Below are 16163 nucleotides of genomic sequence, written 5' to 3'. Positions count from 1 at the left end.
ACGTGATGACAAGGCCGGGGCAATGCCTCGGCCTTTTCCGTTCTACGTGGCGCTGAAAGTAAGTGAGCCACACGCCGGGGAGGCGCATGGCTCTGGTACAGGGAGAGGCCAGTGGACAGATATCGGGGATGATTCTCTGGCCCCCTACGGTAACAGCTACGACGATAGCCATTTCGGCGGACATCGTATGTGAAGGAGGTCACAAGGTCAGATTAAGTCGGATTCGGCCAGTTCTTTCAGGGCGTTGAAGTCCTGGATCATCAACCCGCCGCGGGATGCCTCGACAACATTGTCGCGTTTCCAGGTGGAAATCGTCTTGGATACAGCCTCGCGCGTGGCACCGACGAACTCGGCCAATTCGCTTTGGGACAGGGTGATGCGCATGGCGGGGTCGTCCTGAAGGGCAGACAGATGCAGCAATTTGCGCGCCAGACGAATGGGCATCGGCAAGAACACCTGTTCGTTCAGCTGTGACCCCATCCAGCGCATGCGCAGGCCCGCTAGACGGATCATGTCGACGGCAAGATCGGGATGCTGGCGGATCTGGTCCATGACGTCGCTGCGGCGCACGCGCAGCACGCTCGATGGCTCGGCCGCTGCAATTGTGGCCGTGCGCGGCCCGCTGTCGAACAACGCGATTTCGCCAAACACTTCGCCGGGCTTCATAAGGGTCAAAGACAGCTTGCGCCCACTCATCGCAAGGAATGAAACCTCAAGCGTGCCCTCAGAAATCACATAGAGCGCATCGCCTTCGTCCCCCTGCTCAAACAGCACCTGGCCCTGATCCAAGGAAATCTCGGTCGCGAGTGCCGAAAGCATAGCCCTGAGTCGGTCTGATGCCTCGGACAGAAATCCGCTGTTTGGGAGTGCCTTCATGTGGTTGAGGGGTCTCCGGCTGCTTGTGTTGAGTGGTGCCCCAATGTTCCACAGCCGGGCTATTATTCCAAGGTTTTTATTGGTTTGCCTGATTACGCACTGTGTGACGGCTCAATATGACAGCAAACGCTTGAGCTGCGCGCCAATTATCAGAGTTCGCCTATTGGTGGTCTGGATCATCCATGTAGCGTTGCAGCAGACTGAACTGAAGCATCAGAAACGCCATCAGTGCGATGGGAAAGGCGAAAGTTTCGATTTTGACCCATAGGTCCGTCGACATGGTGCGCCAGACAAATTCATTGGCTACGGCCAGAACCGCAAAGCAGCCGCACAACCGACGGGTCAGGATCATCCAGCCCTCGTGGCGCATCGGCAGCATATCTTCGAGGACATAGGCCAGATAGGATTTCCCCTGCAGGAGGCCAATTCCAAGGATGACCGAGAAAAAACCGTAAACCAGCGTGGTTTTCATCTTGAAGAACCGCTCATCATTGAACCAAGCGGTCAGGCCCCCAAAGAAGATGACCATGAAGGCGGTGAATATCTGCATCCGGCTAAGTTTGCCGGTCAGGACCCAAAGGATGCCCATGGCGGCCAGCATCAGCGGGACGAAGATGATCGTCGCGACGATAAAACCGGAATATTCTGTGCCTCCGATCAGGAAATTGTCGTCACGCAGGCGTAGGTAGATGAAGAAAAAGGCCAGTGGGGGCCCAAGCTCCAACGCCTGTTTCAGAAATGGATTGATTTCTTTTTTGCCTGACATGTCGGTTTCCTGATTTCTACCCGCCCATTTCAACTATTACGGCGCCCAATGCAATCAATGCCATCAGCGCGACCCGTCTTGGTCCCACGGTTTCTTTTAGCACCAGCCACCCGATAAGCGCCGCGAAGACTGTCGAGGTTTCACGTAGGACGGCGGCTTCTCCGACCTTGTCCAAGCGGGTAGCCAGCATGATTGCTCCGAAGGACATAGGGGCGATGATGCCTCCGGCCAAGCCCCGCAACATCAATGGACCAACGGCTGGACGGTCGATCATGGCGCGCCATCTGAAGAAGGCGTAAATCGGCATCGCAAAACCGTCGATCATGAAAAACCACGCCAGAAAGGTGAACGGGTCGGCGGTGGCCCGGATACCATAGGCGTCATAAGTGGTGTAGAGCGCGACAAACAGGCCGGTTGCGATGGCCAGTACCAGCGCGATGCCCAGCGTTTCCCGGTTGGTTTCCAGAAAACGCAAATTATAGGCGGCCAGACCGAAGATACCAGCTAGCAGGACCAAAACGCCAAACCATTGAATCCCGGTAAAAGTCTCGCCGAATAGCAGATAGGCGCCGATGACCGTGAATAGGGGGCCCGTGCCGCGTACGACCGGGTAGACGACAGTGTATGAACCCTTTGTATAGGCCATGGCCTGAAGGACCTTGTAGGCGATGTGGATCACCCAGACCACGGCGAAGATGGACCACATGTAGGGTTCAGGCCACGGCACCACGAAAAAGGCAAAAGGGGCGGCCATCAGGCAATAGCAGGCGTCGATTGCCCCACGGGACAGCCAGGGATCGTGGCGGCCCTTCTGCAGCGCGCCAAATACCGCATGCAGGAAGGCGGCCATCAAAGCGAGGCCAAGAGCCAGCTGATGGCCCGCTTCGGTGCCTTCGAGAGAAATCAGCCAATCGCTCAAATGTCAGTCTTTTCGCTGGGAGGAGAGGCTGGGGATTTTCCACCCTCAGACCCCCGGATGATATTTGGGGCCAGATTAAAGGGGGATCAGGTTTGGTCCAGGCCAGTGAGGGCGGCAGCGAACTCTTCGGGGTCGAAGGGGGCGAGGTCGTCGATCTGTTCTCCGACGCCGATGGCATGGATTGGCAGGCCGAACTTGTCGGCCAGTGCCACCAATACGCCACCTTTGGCGGTGCCGTCGAGTTTGGTCATCACCAGGCCTGACACGTCAGCGAGGTCGCGGAATGTCCGGACCTGGCTCAGTGCGTTCTGGCCAGTGGTGGCGTCCAGCACCAGCAGCGTGTTGTGCGGGGCGGTCTCGTCGATTTTGCGGATTACCCGGACGATCTTGGCCAGTTCCTCCATCAGGTCCGCACGGTTTTGCAGGCGACCGGCCGTGTCGATCATCAGCAGGTCCGCGCCGTCTTGCTGCGCACGGGTCAGGGCGTCGAAAGCCAATGAGGCCGGGTCAGACCCCTCGGGTGCGGTCAGCACCGGTACGCCGGCGCGGTCGCCCCAGACCTGGAGCTGCTCGACGGCGGCGGCGCGGAAGGTGTCCCCGGCGGCGATGACGACCTTCTTGCCGGCGGCCTTGAATTGGCTGGCCAGCTTTCCGATGGTTGTGGTCTTGCCGGACCCGTTGACGCCCACGACCAGCACGACCTGCGGGCGCTTGGGGTAGATGGGCAGAGGCTTGGCAACTGGTTCCATCACACGGGCGACTTCCTGGGCCAGCAATTGCTTGATCTCTTGAGTGGAGAGTTTCCGGCCCAACCGCCCCTCGGCCATGTTGGATGTGACCCGCATTGCGGTGTCGACGCCCATATCCGAGGCGATCAGCAGTTCCTCTAGCTGCTCAAGCATGTCGTCGTCCAACGTACGACGGACGACTGCCTTGGCTTCGTTCCGGCCAAACAGGCGTCCAAGCATACCTTTGGATGGCGCGTCCTCGGGTGGGGGTGGGGCTGGTGTTGGGTCGACGGGTGCGGGTTCTGGCGTTTCGACCGGCTGTGGCACAGGGGCGGGTTCAGGTGTCTCTGGCACCGGCTGTGGAATTTCGGGAACCGGTTCCGGCTGCGGCTCGGGCTCGGGGATAACTGGATCGGGGGCGGTCGTTTCCTCGCCACCGTCTTCGACGATGGCATCCAGCCCCTGTTCGAGGCGGGACGAGGATTTGAACAGCTTGTCCTTGAGCTTTGAGAAAAACGCCATTTTTGGTCTCCGCAGGTGTTCCTCTCACCTAATGCGGATTTGCGGCAGTTGCAAAGGGTCAGAAAAACGCAATCAACAGCCCGGCTTGCGCGCCCCAGTAGAGGATCCAGATCATGTAGGGCGTGATGCGTAGCGCCGGATGGCCGTCAGGCAGCAAGAACTTTTCGGTCGCCAGGATCAGGTCCGAGGCTATGAAGGCCAGCGCCGCGGGCAGGGCCCAGCGCAACGCGCCCGCCTCGGGCAGGGCGAGGACCGTGATGCCCATGCCAAGGATGATCGGGATATAGCCCAGAACCGGTATCTTGAGGTCACCGGCACGGGGTGTGAGCAGGGTTGCGGCAACGATCCCGAGGATGATCAGCGACCAAAAGATACCGGGCTTGTCGAAGATCAGAGCGGTGTCGCTGGATGGGTGGCTGAGGAACAGAGCGATATAGGCCAGGTGGCCGGCTGCAAATGCACCGATCCCTGCCATGAAGGTCGAGTCCGTCTCGCGTGATAACAGCGCGTCGCCCAAGGCACACAGGACTAGCGCAAGGGACAGTAGCATAGGTGCACCACTTAAGACAGAAACCAGCGCCAGTAGCGCGACAGAGGCCGTCTTGAAGAGGGATCGCAGGGGGCTGGCCGGGCGCGGTGACATCGGCAAATAGGCCAGCGCGCTGGCGGCAGCGATCCAGAAAAGAACGGTTGTCATCAAATGTCCCCCATTTGGTTTTTTCAGCAGCATCACCGGGATCGCCATTACAACTCAAGCGGTGACGTTAAGGCAGCCGGTTTTAGGGGATTGTCTGTTGGCGATGCTGACCGGCATCTGCCAGAATGTTCCCATGCTCAGGCGTATTGCGATTCTTCTGACACTTTCTGCGCAGACGGCAGCGGCTCAGTCAGCCTTGTCTGGGGCTGAGTTCGACAGCTATACGCGCGGAAAAACCATGTTCTACGGGTTTCAGGGAACGGTGTACGGGGTCGAACGCTATTTGCCCAATCGCCGCGTGATCTGGTCGTTTCTGGACGGCAATTGCAAAGAAGGTGTCTGGTACGAACAAGCGGGCCAGATCTGCTTTGTCTACGAAGACCGGATTGACCCGCAATGCTGGGTCTTTACAAAGTCTGACGGGGGCTTAATCGCCCTGTTCGAGGGCAACTCGGACACCACCGAACTGTACGAGGCCGAAGACATCAATGAAGAGATGGTCTGTCTCGGCCCCGAAGTTGGGGTCTGAAGGCGCATTTGGCTAGAATAGCGAGCCCTGGTCGGGTGCATCTTTCTTAGCTGACTTCTTAGGTGCCGCCGGTGAAGTTGTGGGCTGGCCCGTGTTCAGCAGGCCATCTGCGAATTCGATCTCGAAGGTGCTGTGTTTCGACGCCTGTTCTTTGGTTGTCAGAACCTCGCCCTCCGCTCGGACCACAGCGTAGCCACGCTGCAACGTCGCCTTGTAGCTTAGTGTTTCACGCAGGCGGTCGGCAGCGTCCAGCTGTTGCCGCATCCGATCCAGGCGCGTGGCTTGCGCCGCGTTCATACGGTCGGCCAACCTGTTGATATTCTGCTTCTGTTGTTCGATCTCTCTGTGGATTGGGCGCAGGGACAGACGGGATGACAGGTTGCGTAAGGCCTCGTTTCTGGTCGAAACAAGGTTGCGCAATGTTGACGGGCGCAGATGCGCGGACAGCTCGACGACCTGCAGACGTCGGTTCTGTACGCCGCGATTCAGGGCGGGCGCCAACCGATCCGCAATTAAATCAAGGCGTTGGCGTGGTGTGTTCAACAAGCTGTCCGGGCGCGGCAATGCGCGGGACAGGTCGCGAAGCCGTTGAGAGCGCCTTTGAACCGCGTCCGTCGCGGCACGAGACAAACGCGCGCCTTGCTCACCCGTCCAAGCCAGAAGTTCCATCCGAACCGGCACGGCAAGCTCGGCCGCGGCGGTCGGTGTTGGCGCGCGTCGGTCCGAGACGAAGTCGATCAGCGTTGTATCCGTTTCGTGACCCACCGCTGAAATCAGCGGAATGTCCGATGCAGCCGTCGCACGTGCGACGATTTCTTCGTTGAACCCCCAAAGATCTTCGATGGAACCGCCGCCACGGGCGACAATGATCAGGTCGGGCCGAGGCAATGAGCCGCCCGGTGTCAGTTTGTTAAAACCGTCGATGGCCTGGGCAACTTCTGGTGCGCAGTTGGAGCCCTGTACAGCGACAGGCCAGATCAGCACCTTGCGTGGGAAGCGATCCCGCAGACGGTGCAATATGTCCCGGATCACAGCGCCAGATGGTGAGGTCACCACGCCAATAATCTGCGGCAGGTAGGGCAGAGACTTTTTGCGTTCGGGCGCGAACAGACCTTCAGCCTCAAGCTGTTTCTTGCGCTTTTCCAGCAGGGCCATCAAAGCGCCTTGCCCGGCGACCGCGACTTCATCAACGTTTAGGTTGTATTTTGACTGGGCGCCAAAGGCCGTCAGACGGCCGGTGACGACAACCTCAAGACCTTCTTCCGGCACCACCGAGAGGCCCGAAACCTGACCTTTCCAGGTGGTGCAGGCCAAAACGTTCCGGTCATCCTTGATGTCATAGTACAGATGCCCCGAGCGCGCCGTGAACACGCGTCCGACCTCACCACGCACACGGATTCGCCCAAACGTGCCTTCGAGCGTGCGTTTCACTTCGCCCGAGATATCCGAAACGGTGTATTCTGGGGTGTTTTGGCCCGGGATCGGGTCATCAAGCAGGTCGGACATTTCAGCGCCTTGTGTCAAATGCCCGGCCAGCTTAGAACGCCCGGAAGGCGAGGCCAAGCAGATCGGAGACCTTCATGAATATCCTTATTCTCGGCAGCGGCGGGCGCGAACACAGCCTCGCCTGGGCGGTGATGCAAAATCCCAAATGTGACCGCCTGATCGTGGCACCGGGAAATGCTGGGATTGCACAAATTGCCGAGTGCGCGGCACTGGATGTCGAAAACGGCGGTGCGGTTGTCAGCTTTGCCGAAGAGAACGCGATTGATTTCGTGATTGTCGGCCCCGAAGCGCCCCTGGCCGCTGGCGTCGCAGATCGTCTGCGTGAAGCGGGTGTGCTGGTCTTTGGCCCGTCCGCCGATGCGGCGCAGTTGGAAGCATCGAAGAGTTTCACCAAGGAAATCTGTGACGCGTCGAACGCTCCGACCGCAGCCTATGCGCGGTTTACCGAGGCCGAGCCTGCCAAGTCTTACGTCTGCGAACAGGGCACGCCGATCGTGGTAAAAGCCGATGGTTTGGCGGCAGGCAAGGGTGTGATCGTCGCCATGGACGAACAGACCGCGCTGGAGGGCATCGACGACATGTTCGGCGGCGCTTTTGGTGGCGCGGGGGCCGAGGTGGTGATTGAGGAGTTCATGGAGGGCGAAGAGGCCTCTCTCTTCGTCTTGTGTGATGGCGAGGACATTCTGTCCATCGGCACCGCGCAGGACCACAAGCGCGTGGGAGAAGGCGACACGGGCCCGAACACAGGCGGTATGGGGGCGTATTCCCCAGCACCGGTCCTGAGCGCCGAGATCGAAGCGCGCGCGATGGAAGAGATCGTGCGCCCGACCATGGCCGAGATGAAGCGCCGGGGCATGCCGTTTCAGGGCATTTTGTACGCGGGACTGATGATAAAGGACGGCCAACCGAGGTTGGTCGAATACAACGTCCGCTTTGGTGACCCGGAATGCCAGGTTCTGATGATGCGGCTTGGTGCCCAGGTTCTGGACCTGCTTCATGCCGCGGCCGAGGGTCGTTTGAGCGAGACGCAGGTGAACTGGGCTGACGATCATGCGATGACCGTTGTGATGGCGGCACAGGGGTATCCGGGTTCCTACGTAAAAGGATCTGCGATCAAGGGCTTGGATGCGCTTCCTGAGGACAGCAGCAACATGATCTTTCACGCTGGAACCAAGGCCGTTGATGGGCAGGTTCAAGCCGCAGGCGGGCGCGTGCTGAATGTGACCTCGCGCGGGAATACACTGCAAGAGGCGCGAGACCGGGCATATGCGATGGTTGAAGGTGTGGATTGGCCCGAAGGCTTTTACCGCCGCGATATCGGCTGGCGAGCTCTTTGAGTGGTCGGCAGGTAAGGGGGCTTTGCCCCCTCGGCCTGCGGCCTCACCCCCAGGATATTTTTGGCCAGATGAAGAGGCGGATCAGCACTTGAGCGGATTGTTTAGGCTTTGTGGCCCTGTGAATGCGCCGAGGTCAGTTTTGGTCCAGTCATTTTGGTAGGAGACGCTGATAACGCGTGTCCAGTTGCCGTTGGCGAGGATCAGTTCCGGAGTGCCGCCGCAATCGCGTAGACCGCCGGAGATGAAATCTTCTCCAATGCGGTGATTGGTGAGATTGGGCAGCGATGCGATTTCGGTCAGTTTGCCGTCTGCAAACCGCCAGATGCGCAGGGTTTTGGCCAAGTGAGGGCGATCGACATAGGCGATCTCGACGTTGCCATCGCCATCCATGTCTGTCGCTCCGACCGGAGCGAGCCAGCGAAAGCGGGTTCCGATATGGGGCGTAGCGGCGATCAGGCCGCCGCCATTGTAGATTGCAAGCCGTGCACCTTTATCACGATGGCTTTCAACCACCAGAGCTTCGCGACGTCCATCGTTGTCAATATCAATCAGGCGCGGTCGGATATCTTCGAAAACGCGCTCTTTTGGCAGCCGGATTGTGTATTTCGCCCATTCCGGCGCATATTGCAGGATCAGAGCGCCGTATTCGATCTGATCACCAAGTACCCCGTGCGGGTATCGCGCAGTGGGTTCGGAGTACTCCGCCGAACCCAGCGGTTCATACTGCCATGGCTGCTGAGATCTTGTCTGGCTCGGACAGATTCCAATTGCGATCGCGGCAGCCGCGATCGCTTTGAAAAGCATCAGATCTGCTTTTCCGGCATCTGAACAACCAACCCGTCCAATTCGTCAGTGACCTTGATCTGGCAGGTCAGGCGCGAGCGGGCCGGGTCGGGTTCAAAGGCGAAATCCAACATGTCCTCTTCCATGTCGTCCTTGGCCGGAACCTTTTCGACCCATTCGGGGTGGATATAGACATGGCAGGTCGAACAGGCGCAGGCGCCGCCGCAATCGGCCTCGATGCCGGGGATATTGTTGTCACGAGCCCCTTCCATGACGGTCAGGCCGCTGGCGACTTCGACTGTATGTTCGGTACCGCCGTGCTCGACATAGGTGATCTTTGCCATTGCTTGCGTCTTCCTTTTTCGCTTGTCGAATTCTTCCTTAGTGAAGGCATTTAGCTCTTTCCAGTCTCATTTGCGTCTCAGCATGCCGTGACTGGACTTTCCCGTTGTTTGTTCTATTTTTGTTCCCATGATTGTAGCTCCTGCTCCCTCTGCGGTGTCAAACCGCGACTGGCCACGCCCGCCCGCGTGTCTGCCGGCCAATCGTCTGGACGACCCGCCCGAGGGTGCGCTGGTGGCGGTCGCGGGGCTGGTGATCCTGCGGCAGAGGCCCGGGACGGCCAAGGGGGTGATCTTTGTCACGCTCGAGGATGAGACCGGCATCGTGAACGTGGTGGTCTGGCGTAAAATCTACGAAACCTTCCGCCGGGCGGTGATCTCGGGGCGGCTGCTGCGGGTCACGGGCCGGATGCAGCGGGCACATTCGGTGACCCATGTGATCGCGGAAGAGGTCGAGGATATCTCGGGCATGCTGGATGTGCTGGTGCGGGGGGAGGGATAGGTCCGCAGAGCGGACTATGCTGCCGTTGACCCTAGCGCTGGTGGAACGAGTTGTCGGCTTCCTTGAAACTGGAACTGTAAAGCTATGTGAAGTAGAAATCCTAGTGACGAATTGCGCACCCTTTTTGAAGCAATGGAAACCAGATGAGAAAATTCAGTCTTGCAAAACTAGTGACGCTGCTACTTTGGGCAGCTTCTCCACAAACAACTTTGGCGGATGAACGTCCTAACGTACTTCTGATCCTTGGCGATGACATGGGCTTTGCGGACATCGGTCCTTTCGGCTCCGAAATTGAAACTCCGACTCTTGATGCGCTTGCCTCAGAAGGACTGAAGTTTACAAATTTTCGTGCCACACCCGTGTGTTCAGTCTCCCGATCCGAGATATTGACGGGTGCAAACAACATTCAAGTCGGGTTAGCGGCTTTCGATTATGCTGTTTACCCCGACGCGGCTGGAAAGCCCGGGTATGAGGGATATCTGACCGACAATGCTGTCACGATCGCGCAACTTCTGCAGGATGCCGGATACAACACCTACACGACAGGCAAGTGGCACTCGGGACACCCGACACGCAATACCGGGCGTGGTCCGAATGCGTGGGGATTTGATAGGAGCTATGGTATTTACGTAGGTGGGTCCAACCATTGGAACCAGGAAGTAATGCTTCCCGATTCGAAGGATCCTGAAACAGCAGAGGCTATCAAGAACGGTCAGATCCCAAAAATCTCTCAGGAAGAATTCCATGAGGATGACAAACTGGTGACGCGCCCAGAAGGCGTGTATTCGAACAATCTTTATACTTCGAAGATGATCGAGTTCCTGAAAGAAGGACAGGAAACCGGAAAGCCATTCTTTGCCTATATGGCTTTCACAACTGCGCACTTCCCTATTCAAGCCCCCAATGACCTGATCGACAAATATTATGACATGTACCTAAAACTCGGGTACGAAGGTCTGCGTGAGCAACGCTACGCATCCTTGATCAAACATGGCGTCATCTCGCAGTCCGCGAATTACCACGACGGAAAGGCGGACAACTCCGACAATCTTGTTGTTCCGTGGTCATCTCTCTCTGAGGACCAACAGAAATACCAGGCAAGGATCATGGCCACTTATGCCGCGATGATCGACTCGCAAGACCAACACATCCAGAAGTTGTTCGACTACTTGGAGTCTGTCGACGAACTCGACAACACGCTCGTCGTCTATTTGACCGACAACGGTCCGGAAGGGACCGACTTTCGCGGCAAATTAAGCAACCCGCTCCTGAGTAAATGGGTGGAGGCAAACTACGACCAGAGCCTTGAAGCAATCGGGTCCGAACAGGCACTTTGGCAGATCGGCACCACGTGGGCAAACGCTTCAACAGGTGTGTTGACCTTCTGGAAAGCCTACGTGTCAGAAGGTGGCGTGCGCGTTCCATTCATGATCAAACCACCCGCCGGCTACGAATTCCCTAACGCAGGTCAGAGCACGAATGCCGTCGCCAGCATAAAGGATGTCCCTATGACCATCCTCGACTACGCAGGTGTCGAAGCGGAGGGCAAAAGATACGAAGCGCCTAACAAGGTCAAACCCACCGGTGTTTCGATGCGAGGTTTCCTAGAAGGCAAGAAAGACCATGTGCGCACTGAGGACCAATGGGTCGCATTCGAGCTCTTTGGCAATACTTATGTGGTCAAAGGGAACCACAAAGCAGTACGCATCCGCACGGGCATGTTTGGAAGCGGGGAATGGCACCTCTATGACATCGTCGCTGACCCGGGTGAAACTACGCCCCTTGAAGACAAATTTCCCGATAAACTCGAAGAGTTGAAAGCGATTTACCAGAGTTATGCGGACGAGATGGGCATCATTCAGGTCGCAGAAGACTGGAATCCTTGGACAGTCGTGGGAAAGTAACGTGACTCAGTGTGTGTTGCTGCCAAAAGCGCAGAGGCAGCGGCGCTACTATGGAATCTCGAACTGGCCGAAGGACTGACGTAATCGCAACGTGTTCGTGCGGTTGCATTTCGACCTAACGCCTGCGGATTTTTGTTCCTGATATCTTGTATCGGTGAGAGCTTTCCAAAGATCGAAAACTTGTCACACGCGTTCTTCCCTCCCGTATTCAGTCTGGAAAACGGGTCTGTGAGTATTGGCATAACTCCGGAAACAGACGAAAAATCTCACCATTGCTCTCGACCGAAAAATTGCGCGGAACTTTGAACACTCCGGTTAACTCACTCAACCGACCTAACCGTATTTTGTGCTTTTATGCACTTCCGCTTCGGGCTCTTAGCGGACATTGGATCAACGTGCCTTAACGCTTAAACAATACCCCCTGCGCCTGCTTGTCCCTGTGATCGCCACGCATCTCGGCGTGTAACGCGCGCCCGGCTTGAACGCCCGGACGGGCACTTACCGTCTCAAGCCAGCGGGTGAAATGGGGTTTGTCCTCCAGCACCTGCTGCTGGCCTTCCCATAGGCTGGCCCAGCCCCAGATCGACATGTCGACGATGGAATAGAAATCGCCCGCGACGTATTCATTTTGGGCCAACCGCCGGTCCAATACTCCGTACAGCCGCGCGACCTCAGCGCGGTAGCGGTCCTTGGCATAGGGCAGGTCCTGCGGCGGCTCGAGGTTTGGCGCGTATTTCAGGAAGTGATGCGCCTGACCGGCCATTGGGCCGACGCCGCCCATTTGCCACATCAGCCATTCCTCGACGGCGATCCGGTCACGTTCGGTTTTGCCATAAAAGCGCCCGGTCTTGCGAGCGAGATACATCAGGATCGCGCCGCTTTCGAACACCGAGATGGGTGCGCCATCCGGGCCGTCCGGGTCAACGATGGCAGGCATCCGGTTGTTGGGCGCAATTTTCAGGAACTCGGGGTCGAACTGATCACCCTTGCCGATATTGACAAGGTGGGTGGTGTAGGGAAGGTCCATCTCTTCCAAAGCGATGGACGCCTTCCAGCCATTCGGCGTGGGCCAGAAATACAGATCGATCATGGTGCCTCCTCAGGTTGAGGCGATCATGCGGTATTCTGCGCAATCGGCAAGAGGCGGTTACGAAAGCGTGACACAGGGCAACCGGGCTTGACGGCCAAGAGTGCGCGGCGTATTTGCATCGCAGAAGCTACGTGGCGATTTGTTACCGGATTGCGGGCCACGCTAAACAACACCGCTAAAAGGTCAGGATGAAAGGCCCCTTTCGCTTGACCGCGTCTGGGGTTTTTTTGATGCCCTTGCCAGACAAGGGTCGAGAGGAATGAGATGAGCGAGAGCTGGAACAAACGCACCCAAGCCGTCCATGGCGGCATCCGTCGCAGCCAATATAACGAAGTCAGCGAAGCAATTTTTCTGACACAGGGCTTCGTCTATGAGACAGCCGAACAAGCCGAGGCGCGGTTCATCGAATCCGGCCCGGATGAATTCATCTATGCCCGCTATGGCAACCCGACCGTTTCGATGTTCGAACAGCGCATCGCGGCGCTGGAAGGTGGCGAGGATGCGTTTGCCACCGCGTCCGGCATGGCAGCTGTGAATGCGGCGCTGACCTCGATGCTGCAGGCCGGCGACCATGTGGTGTCGGCCAAGGCACTGTTTGGGTCCTGTCTGTATATCCTCGAAAACATCCTTGCCCGTTATGGCGTGGACGTCACCTTTGTTGACGGTACCGATCTGGACGCCTGGAAAGCGGCGATCCGCCCTAAGACCAAGGCGGTTTTCTTTGAATCCATGTCAAACCCGACGCTTGAGGTCATTGATATCGAGGCGGTTGCCAAACTGGCCCATGCGGTTGGCGCGCTTGTCATCGTGGACAATGTGTTTTCGACCCCGGTTTTTTCGCGCGCGATCGAACAGGGGGCGGATGTCGTGGTCTATTCCGCGACCAAACATATCGACGGGCAGGGGCGTGCTTTGGGCGGTGTCATCATTGGCACCAAGGATTTCATCCGGGGAACGGTCGAGCCCTATCTGAAGCACACCGGTGGTGCGCTGAGCCCGTTCAACGCTTGGGTCATGCTGAAAGGTCTGGAAACGATGGCGCTGCGCGTTAACGCTCAGGCCGAGACGGCACAGACCATTGCCGAAGCGCTTGAGGGGCATCCGGCGCTGGAACGCACGCTTTATCCGGGTCTGAAAACCCATGCGCAAAACGCGTTGGTCCAAGCCCAATTGGGCGGCAAAGGCGGAACTGTTCTGTCGCTGGACATCAAGGGCGGCAAGGACGCAGCGTTTGCGTTCCTGAACGCGCTGACGATCCCTGTCATTTCGAACAATCTGGGCGATGCCAAGTCGATTGCGACACACCCGGCCACGACAACGCACCAGCGTCTGAGCGACGATCAGAAGGACGAGTTGGGCATCACACCCGGCCTGATCCGTTTTTCCGTAGGGTTGGAGGATGCGGGCGATCTGCTTGCAGACATCAAGCATGCGCTGGACGTGTCGCAACGTTAAATTGCGGCGGTGGTTTACTGACAACCGGGTCGAACCTAGGTGAAAATGACGTAAGTCATGCGATTTTAGCCGAATTTCGATCCGGGCTGTGTTTTTCAGCGTATAAAGCTACACTGGAAAGCAAGCCGAACGCGAATAAGGTTCGGCGACCAACCGAGGAACCCGATCGATGAACGTGCACCCCCGCGACATTGAGGATATGCCCGACAATGACGAAGCCGCAGCCGCTCTGAAGACGCTGCGCAAATGGGCCGAGTCCGCAACTGAGGCCGAGATCAGCCAGCTCGACCCGGCAATTGCGCGCCTTGTGCCTGGTCTGGTGCCCGTGAACTATCCGTCCCTGTCGCGCGAATACCCAGGTGGGTTCACGGTCGACAGTGCGTATCGCGCGACCTTGCCGGATTTGCAGAATGGCCCGTCCAGTCTGATCCGGGGCGCAAAGCAGCAAATCCAGCATGTTGGTATCTCGAATTTCCGCCTGCCGATCCGGTTTCATCGCAAGCGCGGCGATGACCTGACGCTTGAGACCTCGGTGACCGGGACTGTCAGCCTGGATGCCGAAAAGAAGGGCATCAACATGTCCCGGATCATGCGCTCGTTTTACAAACACGCCGAGCGTACGTTCAGCTTTGAGGTCATGGAGGCCGCGCTGGATGACTATATGACCGATCTGGACAGCTTTGACGCCCGTATCCAGATGCGGTTTTCCTATCCCGATCGTGTGCAAAGCCTGCGGTCCGGATTGGAAGGGTACCAGTATTACGACATCGCACTTGAGCTGGTTGAACAGGGAGGAGTGCGCCAAAAGATCATGCATCTGGACTATGTATATTCCTCAACATGTCCCTGTTCGCTGGAACTCAGCGAGCATGCACGCGCAACACGTGGACAGCTGGCCACACCGCATTCGCAACGTTCAGTGGCGCGGATTTCTGTTGTTGTCGATTGCGACACGGATTGCCTGTGGTTCGAGGATCTGATTGCTTTGTGCCGCCGTGCCGTTCCGACAGAAACGCAGGTGATGGTCAAACGCGAGGATGAACAGGCCTTTGCCGAGCTTAATGCGGCCAATCCGATCTTTGTCGAAGACGCCGCCCGGCTGTTCTGTGCCGAATTGTTGGCCGATCACCATATCGGCGATTTCCGCGTGGTCGCAAGCCACCAGGAAAGCCTGCACAGCCACGATGCGGTGTCGGTTCTGACCGAAGGTCCGACCTTTGTGTCACCCAGCCTGGACCCGCGGCTGTTCACCACCCTGTTCCATGTCGGGTAGACGAGGCAGGGTAGATCAATAAAGTATCACTTTTAGACTAAGAGCGGTTTTCCGCCGCAGCGCGGCAATTCGTGCTGCATTTGCACGGTCGTTCAAGTAACACTGGTGTGGAATGCAGCCGTGGCAGGCGAATTTCTGTTCGTGCGTCTGCCACTCTGAAAGGAAGCTGAGACGTGCGACGCTCAGGACTTCGTGACTGCTTGATCCGCCCGAAAAATCGGGACGGGCAGCTCAATTCACTCTTTTGCAGGCTGCATCGCTTTCAGAGGAGAACTAAAGTATGAATCCAATTTCCCAACCGCTGGAATTTCAGGCTGCGGCCATCCGAATGGCCGGCTATGCGGTTAGCAACCAAATGAAAATTATGCAGATTTTGACCCGCTCGGCGATGGAGCTGCCGTTTGTGTCTGTTAGTGCCTTGCACGCGTCCGCTGCTGCTCCTGCCCCTGTTGCACCATCGGAAAAATCCGCGCCCAAGGCCAAACCGGTTGCCAAGGCAAAACCTGCGGTGGTGGCCAAGCCCAAGCCTGTGGCCCGCAAGAAAGCCGCCGCAAAGCCCAAGGTCGAATCATCCAAACCAACGGCGCCCAAAACGGTGGCTGCAGTAACCAAACCCACCCCAGTGGCAGTTAAACCGGCCGAAGTTTCTGAAAAGCCTACCGCCAAGCCTGCCGTCGCCAAGGGGCAGCCGGCGGCTAAACCCATTGTGGCAGCCAAACCAAAGCCAGCCGCTGCGCCTGCGGTTGCTAGAAAAACACCTGCGCCAAAACCGGCAGCGGTTGCCAAGCCGCAACCTGTGGCAGCGAACACCACAGCGCCAAAGACCCCGGCCAAACCAACCGCACCCAAGCCAGCCGCAGCTCAACCTGCACCGGCCAAGCCGGTCGCGGCGCAGCCTGCGCCTGCAAAAGCCGATGCTGCAAAGCCCGAGGTGG

16 protein-coding genes, 1 pseudogene and 1 riboswitch are annotated in these 16163 nt (G+C 57.8%); of the genes and pseudogenes, 8 read left to right on the top strand and 9 right to left on the bottom strand.

Annotated elements, in window-relative coordinates; genetic code table 11:
• The first annotated feature begins 22 nt into the window (after window positions 1-22).
• Entirely contained in the window at window positions 23-193 is a 171-nt protein-coding gene (locus tag DS906_RS22115; RefSeq protein WP_158541275.1) for a hypothetical protein, read from the top strand.
• 14 nt (window positions 194-207) lie between these two features.
• On the opposite strand, the gene DS906_RS02720 is transcribed toward DS906_RS22115, so the two are convergent.
• The 5 genes from DS906_RS02720 to DS906_RS02700 all read right to left on the bottom strand — a co-directional run bounded on the left by DS906_RS02720 (window position 208) and on the right by DS906_RS02700 (window position 4508).
• Window positions 208-876: a Crp/Fnr family transcriptional regulator gene (locus DS906_RS02720; RefSeq protein WP_058274845.1), complete on the bottom strand. Its 669-nt coding sequence runs from the start codon at window positions 874-876 to the stop codon at window positions 208-210.
• Window positions 877-1036: 160 nt separating this feature from the next.
• Window positions 1037-1642 (bottom strand): inner membrane-spanning protein YciB, encoded by a 606-nt coding sequence (locus tag DS906_RS02715; protein ID WP_113788720.1) that lies wholly within the window; start codon window positions 1640-1642, stop codon window positions 1037-1039.
• A gap of 16 nt (window positions 1643-1658) precedes the next feature.
• Complete coding sequence (locus DS906_RS02710) at window positions 1659-2561, bottom strand: DMT family transporter (protein ID WP_113788719.1); 903 nt, start codon at window positions 2559-2561, stop codon at window positions 1659-1661.
• 86 nt (window positions 2562-2647) lie between these two features.
• On the bottom strand, window positions 2648-3811 hold the full coding sequence (ftsY, locus tag DS906_RS02705; RefSeq protein WP_113788718.1) for a signal recognition particle-docking protein FtsY: 1164 nt from the start codon (window positions 3809-3811) through the stop codon (window positions 2648-2650).
• A gap of 58 nt (window positions 3812-3869) precedes the next feature.
• Complete coding sequence (locus DS906_RS02700; RefSeq protein ID WP_113788853.1) at window positions 3870-4508, bottom strand: lysoplasmalogenase; 639 nt, start codon at window positions 4506-4508, stop codon at window positions 3870-3872.
• Between the two features lie 133 nt (window positions 4509-4641).
• Here DS906_RS02700 and DS906_RS02695 point away from each other — a divergent pair, with 133 nt between their 5' ends.
• The gene (locus DS906_RS02695) at window positions 4642-5037 is read left to right on the top strand and encodes a hypothetical protein (protein ID WP_113788852.1); all 396 of its coding nucleotides are present in this window, start codon (window positions 4642-4644) and stop codon (window positions 5035-5037) included.
• A gap of 12 nt (window positions 5038-5049) precedes the next feature.
• Here the strand turns inward: DS906_RS02695 and xseA are convergent, their stop codons facing one another.
• On the bottom strand, window positions 5050-6543 hold the full coding sequence (xseA, locus tag DS906_RS02690; protein ID WP_113788717.1) for an exodeoxyribonuclease VII large subunit: 1494 nt from the start codon (window positions 6541-6543) through the stop codon (window positions 5050-5052).
• Between the two features lie 74 nt (window positions 6544-6617).
• Here xseA and purD point away from each other — a divergent pair, with 74 nt between their 5' ends.
• A complete protein-coding gene (purD, locus tag DS906_RS02685) occupies window positions 6618-7880 on the top strand; it encodes a phosphoribosylamine--glycine ligase (protein ID WP_113788716.1) in 1263 nt (420 codons plus the stop codon).
• An 81-nt stretch (window positions 7881-7961) separates the two neighbouring features.
• Here the strand turns inward: purD and DS906_RS02680 are convergent, their stop codons facing one another.
• Together DS906_RS02680 and DS906_RS02675 are read right to left on the bottom strand one after the other, a co-directional pair.
• The gene (locus tag DS906_RS02680) at window positions 7962-8684 is read right to left on the bottom strand and encodes a VCBS repeat-containing protein (protein ID WP_113788715.1); all 723 of its coding nucleotides are present in this window, start codon (window positions 8682-8684) and stop codon (window positions 7962-7964) included.
• Window positions 8684-9007 carry a 2Fe-2S iron-sulfur cluster-binding protein gene (locus DS906_RS02675; protein ID WP_113788714.1) on the bottom strand — a complete coding sequence of 108 codons (324 nt, stop codon included), beginning with the start codon at window positions 9005-9007 and terminating at the stop codon, window positions 8684-8686. Before DS906_RS02675 ends, DS906_RS02680 begins: the two co-directional genes overlap by 1 nt.
• A gap of 127 nt (window positions 9008-9134) precedes the next feature.
• Between DS906_RS02675 and DS906_RS02670 the strand changes: the two genes are divergently transcribed.
• Both DS906_RS02670 and DS906_RS02665 read left to right on the top strand, forming a co-directional pair.
• Entirely contained in the window at window positions 9135-9506 is a 372-nt protein-coding gene (locus DS906_RS02670; RefSeq protein ID WP_113788713.1) for an OB-fold nucleic acid binding domain-containing protein, read from the top strand.
• A gap of 143 nt (window positions 9507-9649) precedes the next feature.
• Entirely contained in the window at window positions 9650-11410 is a 1761-nt protein-coding gene (locus DS906_RS02665) for an arylsulfatase (RefSeq protein WP_113788712.1), read from the top strand.
• Between the two features lie 400 nt (window positions 11411-11810).
• On the opposite strand, the gene DS906_RS02660 is transcribed toward DS906_RS02665, so the two are convergent.
• Window positions 11811-12500 (bottom strand): glutathione S-transferase N-terminal domain-containing protein, encoded by a 690-nt coding sequence (locus DS906_RS02660; protein WP_113788711.1) that lies wholly within the window; start codon window positions 12498-12500, stop codon window positions 11811-11813.
• Window positions 12501-12621: 121 nt separating this feature from the next.
• A riboswitch (SAM riboswitch) is annotated at window positions 12622-12699 on the top strand.
• A gap of 65 nt (window positions 12700-12764) precedes the next feature.
• On the opposite strand from DS906_RS02660, the gene metZ reads away from it, so the two are divergent.
• The 3 genes and pseudogenes from metZ to DS906_RS22110 all read left to right on the top strand — a co-directional run.
• On the top strand, window positions 12765-13955 hold the full coding sequence (gene metZ / locus DS906_RS02655; RefSeq protein ID WP_113788710.1) for an O-succinylhomoserine sulfhydrylase: 1191 nt from the start codon (window positions 12765-12767) through the stop codon (window positions 13953-13955).
• Window positions 13956-14124: 169 nt separating this feature from the next.
• Window positions 14125-15228: a GTP cyclohydrolase FolE2 gene (gene folE2, locus DS906_RS02650; RefSeq protein WP_113788709.1), complete on the top strand. Its 1104-nt coding sequence runs from the start codon at window positions 14125-14127 to the stop codon at window positions 15226-15228.
• Between the two features lie 280 nt (window positions 15229-15508).
• A pseudogene (locus DS906_RS22110) lies at window positions 15509-16163 on the top strand (hypothetical protein); the annotation flags it as partial.

Origin of the sequence: Ruegeria sp. A3M17, from assembly GCF_003318255.1 — a bacterium.
Lineage (GTDB): Bacteria > Pseudomonadota > Alphaproteobacteria > Rhodobacterales > Rhodobacteraceae > Ruegeria.
The sequence above is the reverse complement of the archived record's forward strand: the minus strand, read 5'-3'. Positions and strand labels throughout refer to the sequence as shown.

Bases quoted from the DNA above. Each gene is read 5' to 3' on its own strand.
- metZ (WP_113788710.1), top strand. From the start codon at position 12,765: ATGAGCGAGAGCTGGAACAAACGCACCCAAGCCGTCCATGGCGGCATC.
- DS906_RS02660 (WP_113788711.1), bottom strand. From the start codon at position 12,500: ATGATCGATCTGTATTTCTGGCCCACGCCGAATGGCTGGAAGGCGTCC.
- DS906_RS02720 (WP_058274845.1), bottom strand. From the start codon at position 876: ATGAAGGCACTCCCAAACAGCGGATTTCTGTCCGAGGCATCAGACCGA.
- DS906_RS02675 (WP_113788714.1), bottom strand. From the start codon at position 9,007: ATGGCAAAGATCACCTATGTCGAGCACGGCGGTACCGAACATACAGTC.
- DS906_RS02695 (WP_113788852.1), top strand. From the start codon at position 4,642: ATGCTCAGGCGTATTGCGATTCTTCTGACACTTTCTGCGCAGACGGCA.
- DS906_RS02665 (WP_113788712.1), top strand. From the start codon at position 9,650: ATGAGAAAATTCAGTCTTGCAAAACTAGTGACGCTGCTACTTTGGGCA.
- purD (WP_113788716.1), top strand. From the start codon at position 6,618: ATGAATATCCTTATTCTCGGCAGCGGCGGGCGCGAACACAGCCTCGCC.
- DS906_RS02680 (WP_113788715.1), bottom strand. From the start codon at position 8,684: ATGCTTTTCAAAGCGATCGCGGCTGCCGCGATCGCAATTGGAATCTGT.
- xseA (WP_113788717.1), bottom strand. From the start codon at position 6,543: ATGTCCGACCTGCTTGATGACCCGATCCCGGGCCAAAACACCCCAGAA.
- folE2 (WP_113788709.1), top strand. From the start codon at position 14,125: ATGAACGTGCACCCCCGCGACATTGAGGATATGCCCGACAATGACGAA.
- ftsY (WP_113788718.1), bottom strand. From the start codon at position 3,811: ATGGCGTTTTTCTCAAAGCTCAAGGACAAGCTGTTCAAATCCTCGTCC.
- DS906_RS02700 (WP_113788853.1), bottom strand. From the start codon at position 4,508: ATGACAACCGTTCTTTTCTGGATCGCTGCCGCCAGCGCGCTGGCCTAT.
- DS906_RS02670 (WP_113788713.1), top strand. From the start codon at position 9,135: ATGATTGTAGCTCCTGCTCCCTCTGCGGTGTCAAACCGCGACTGGCCA.
- DS906_RS22115 (WP_158541275.1), top strand. From the start codon at position 23: ATGCCTCGGCCTTTTCCGTTCTACGTGGCGCTGAAAGTAAGTGAGCCA.
- DS906_RS02715 (WP_113788720.1), bottom strand. From the start codon at position 1,642: ATGTCAGGCAAAAAAGAAATCAATCCATTTCTGAAACAGGCGTTGGAG.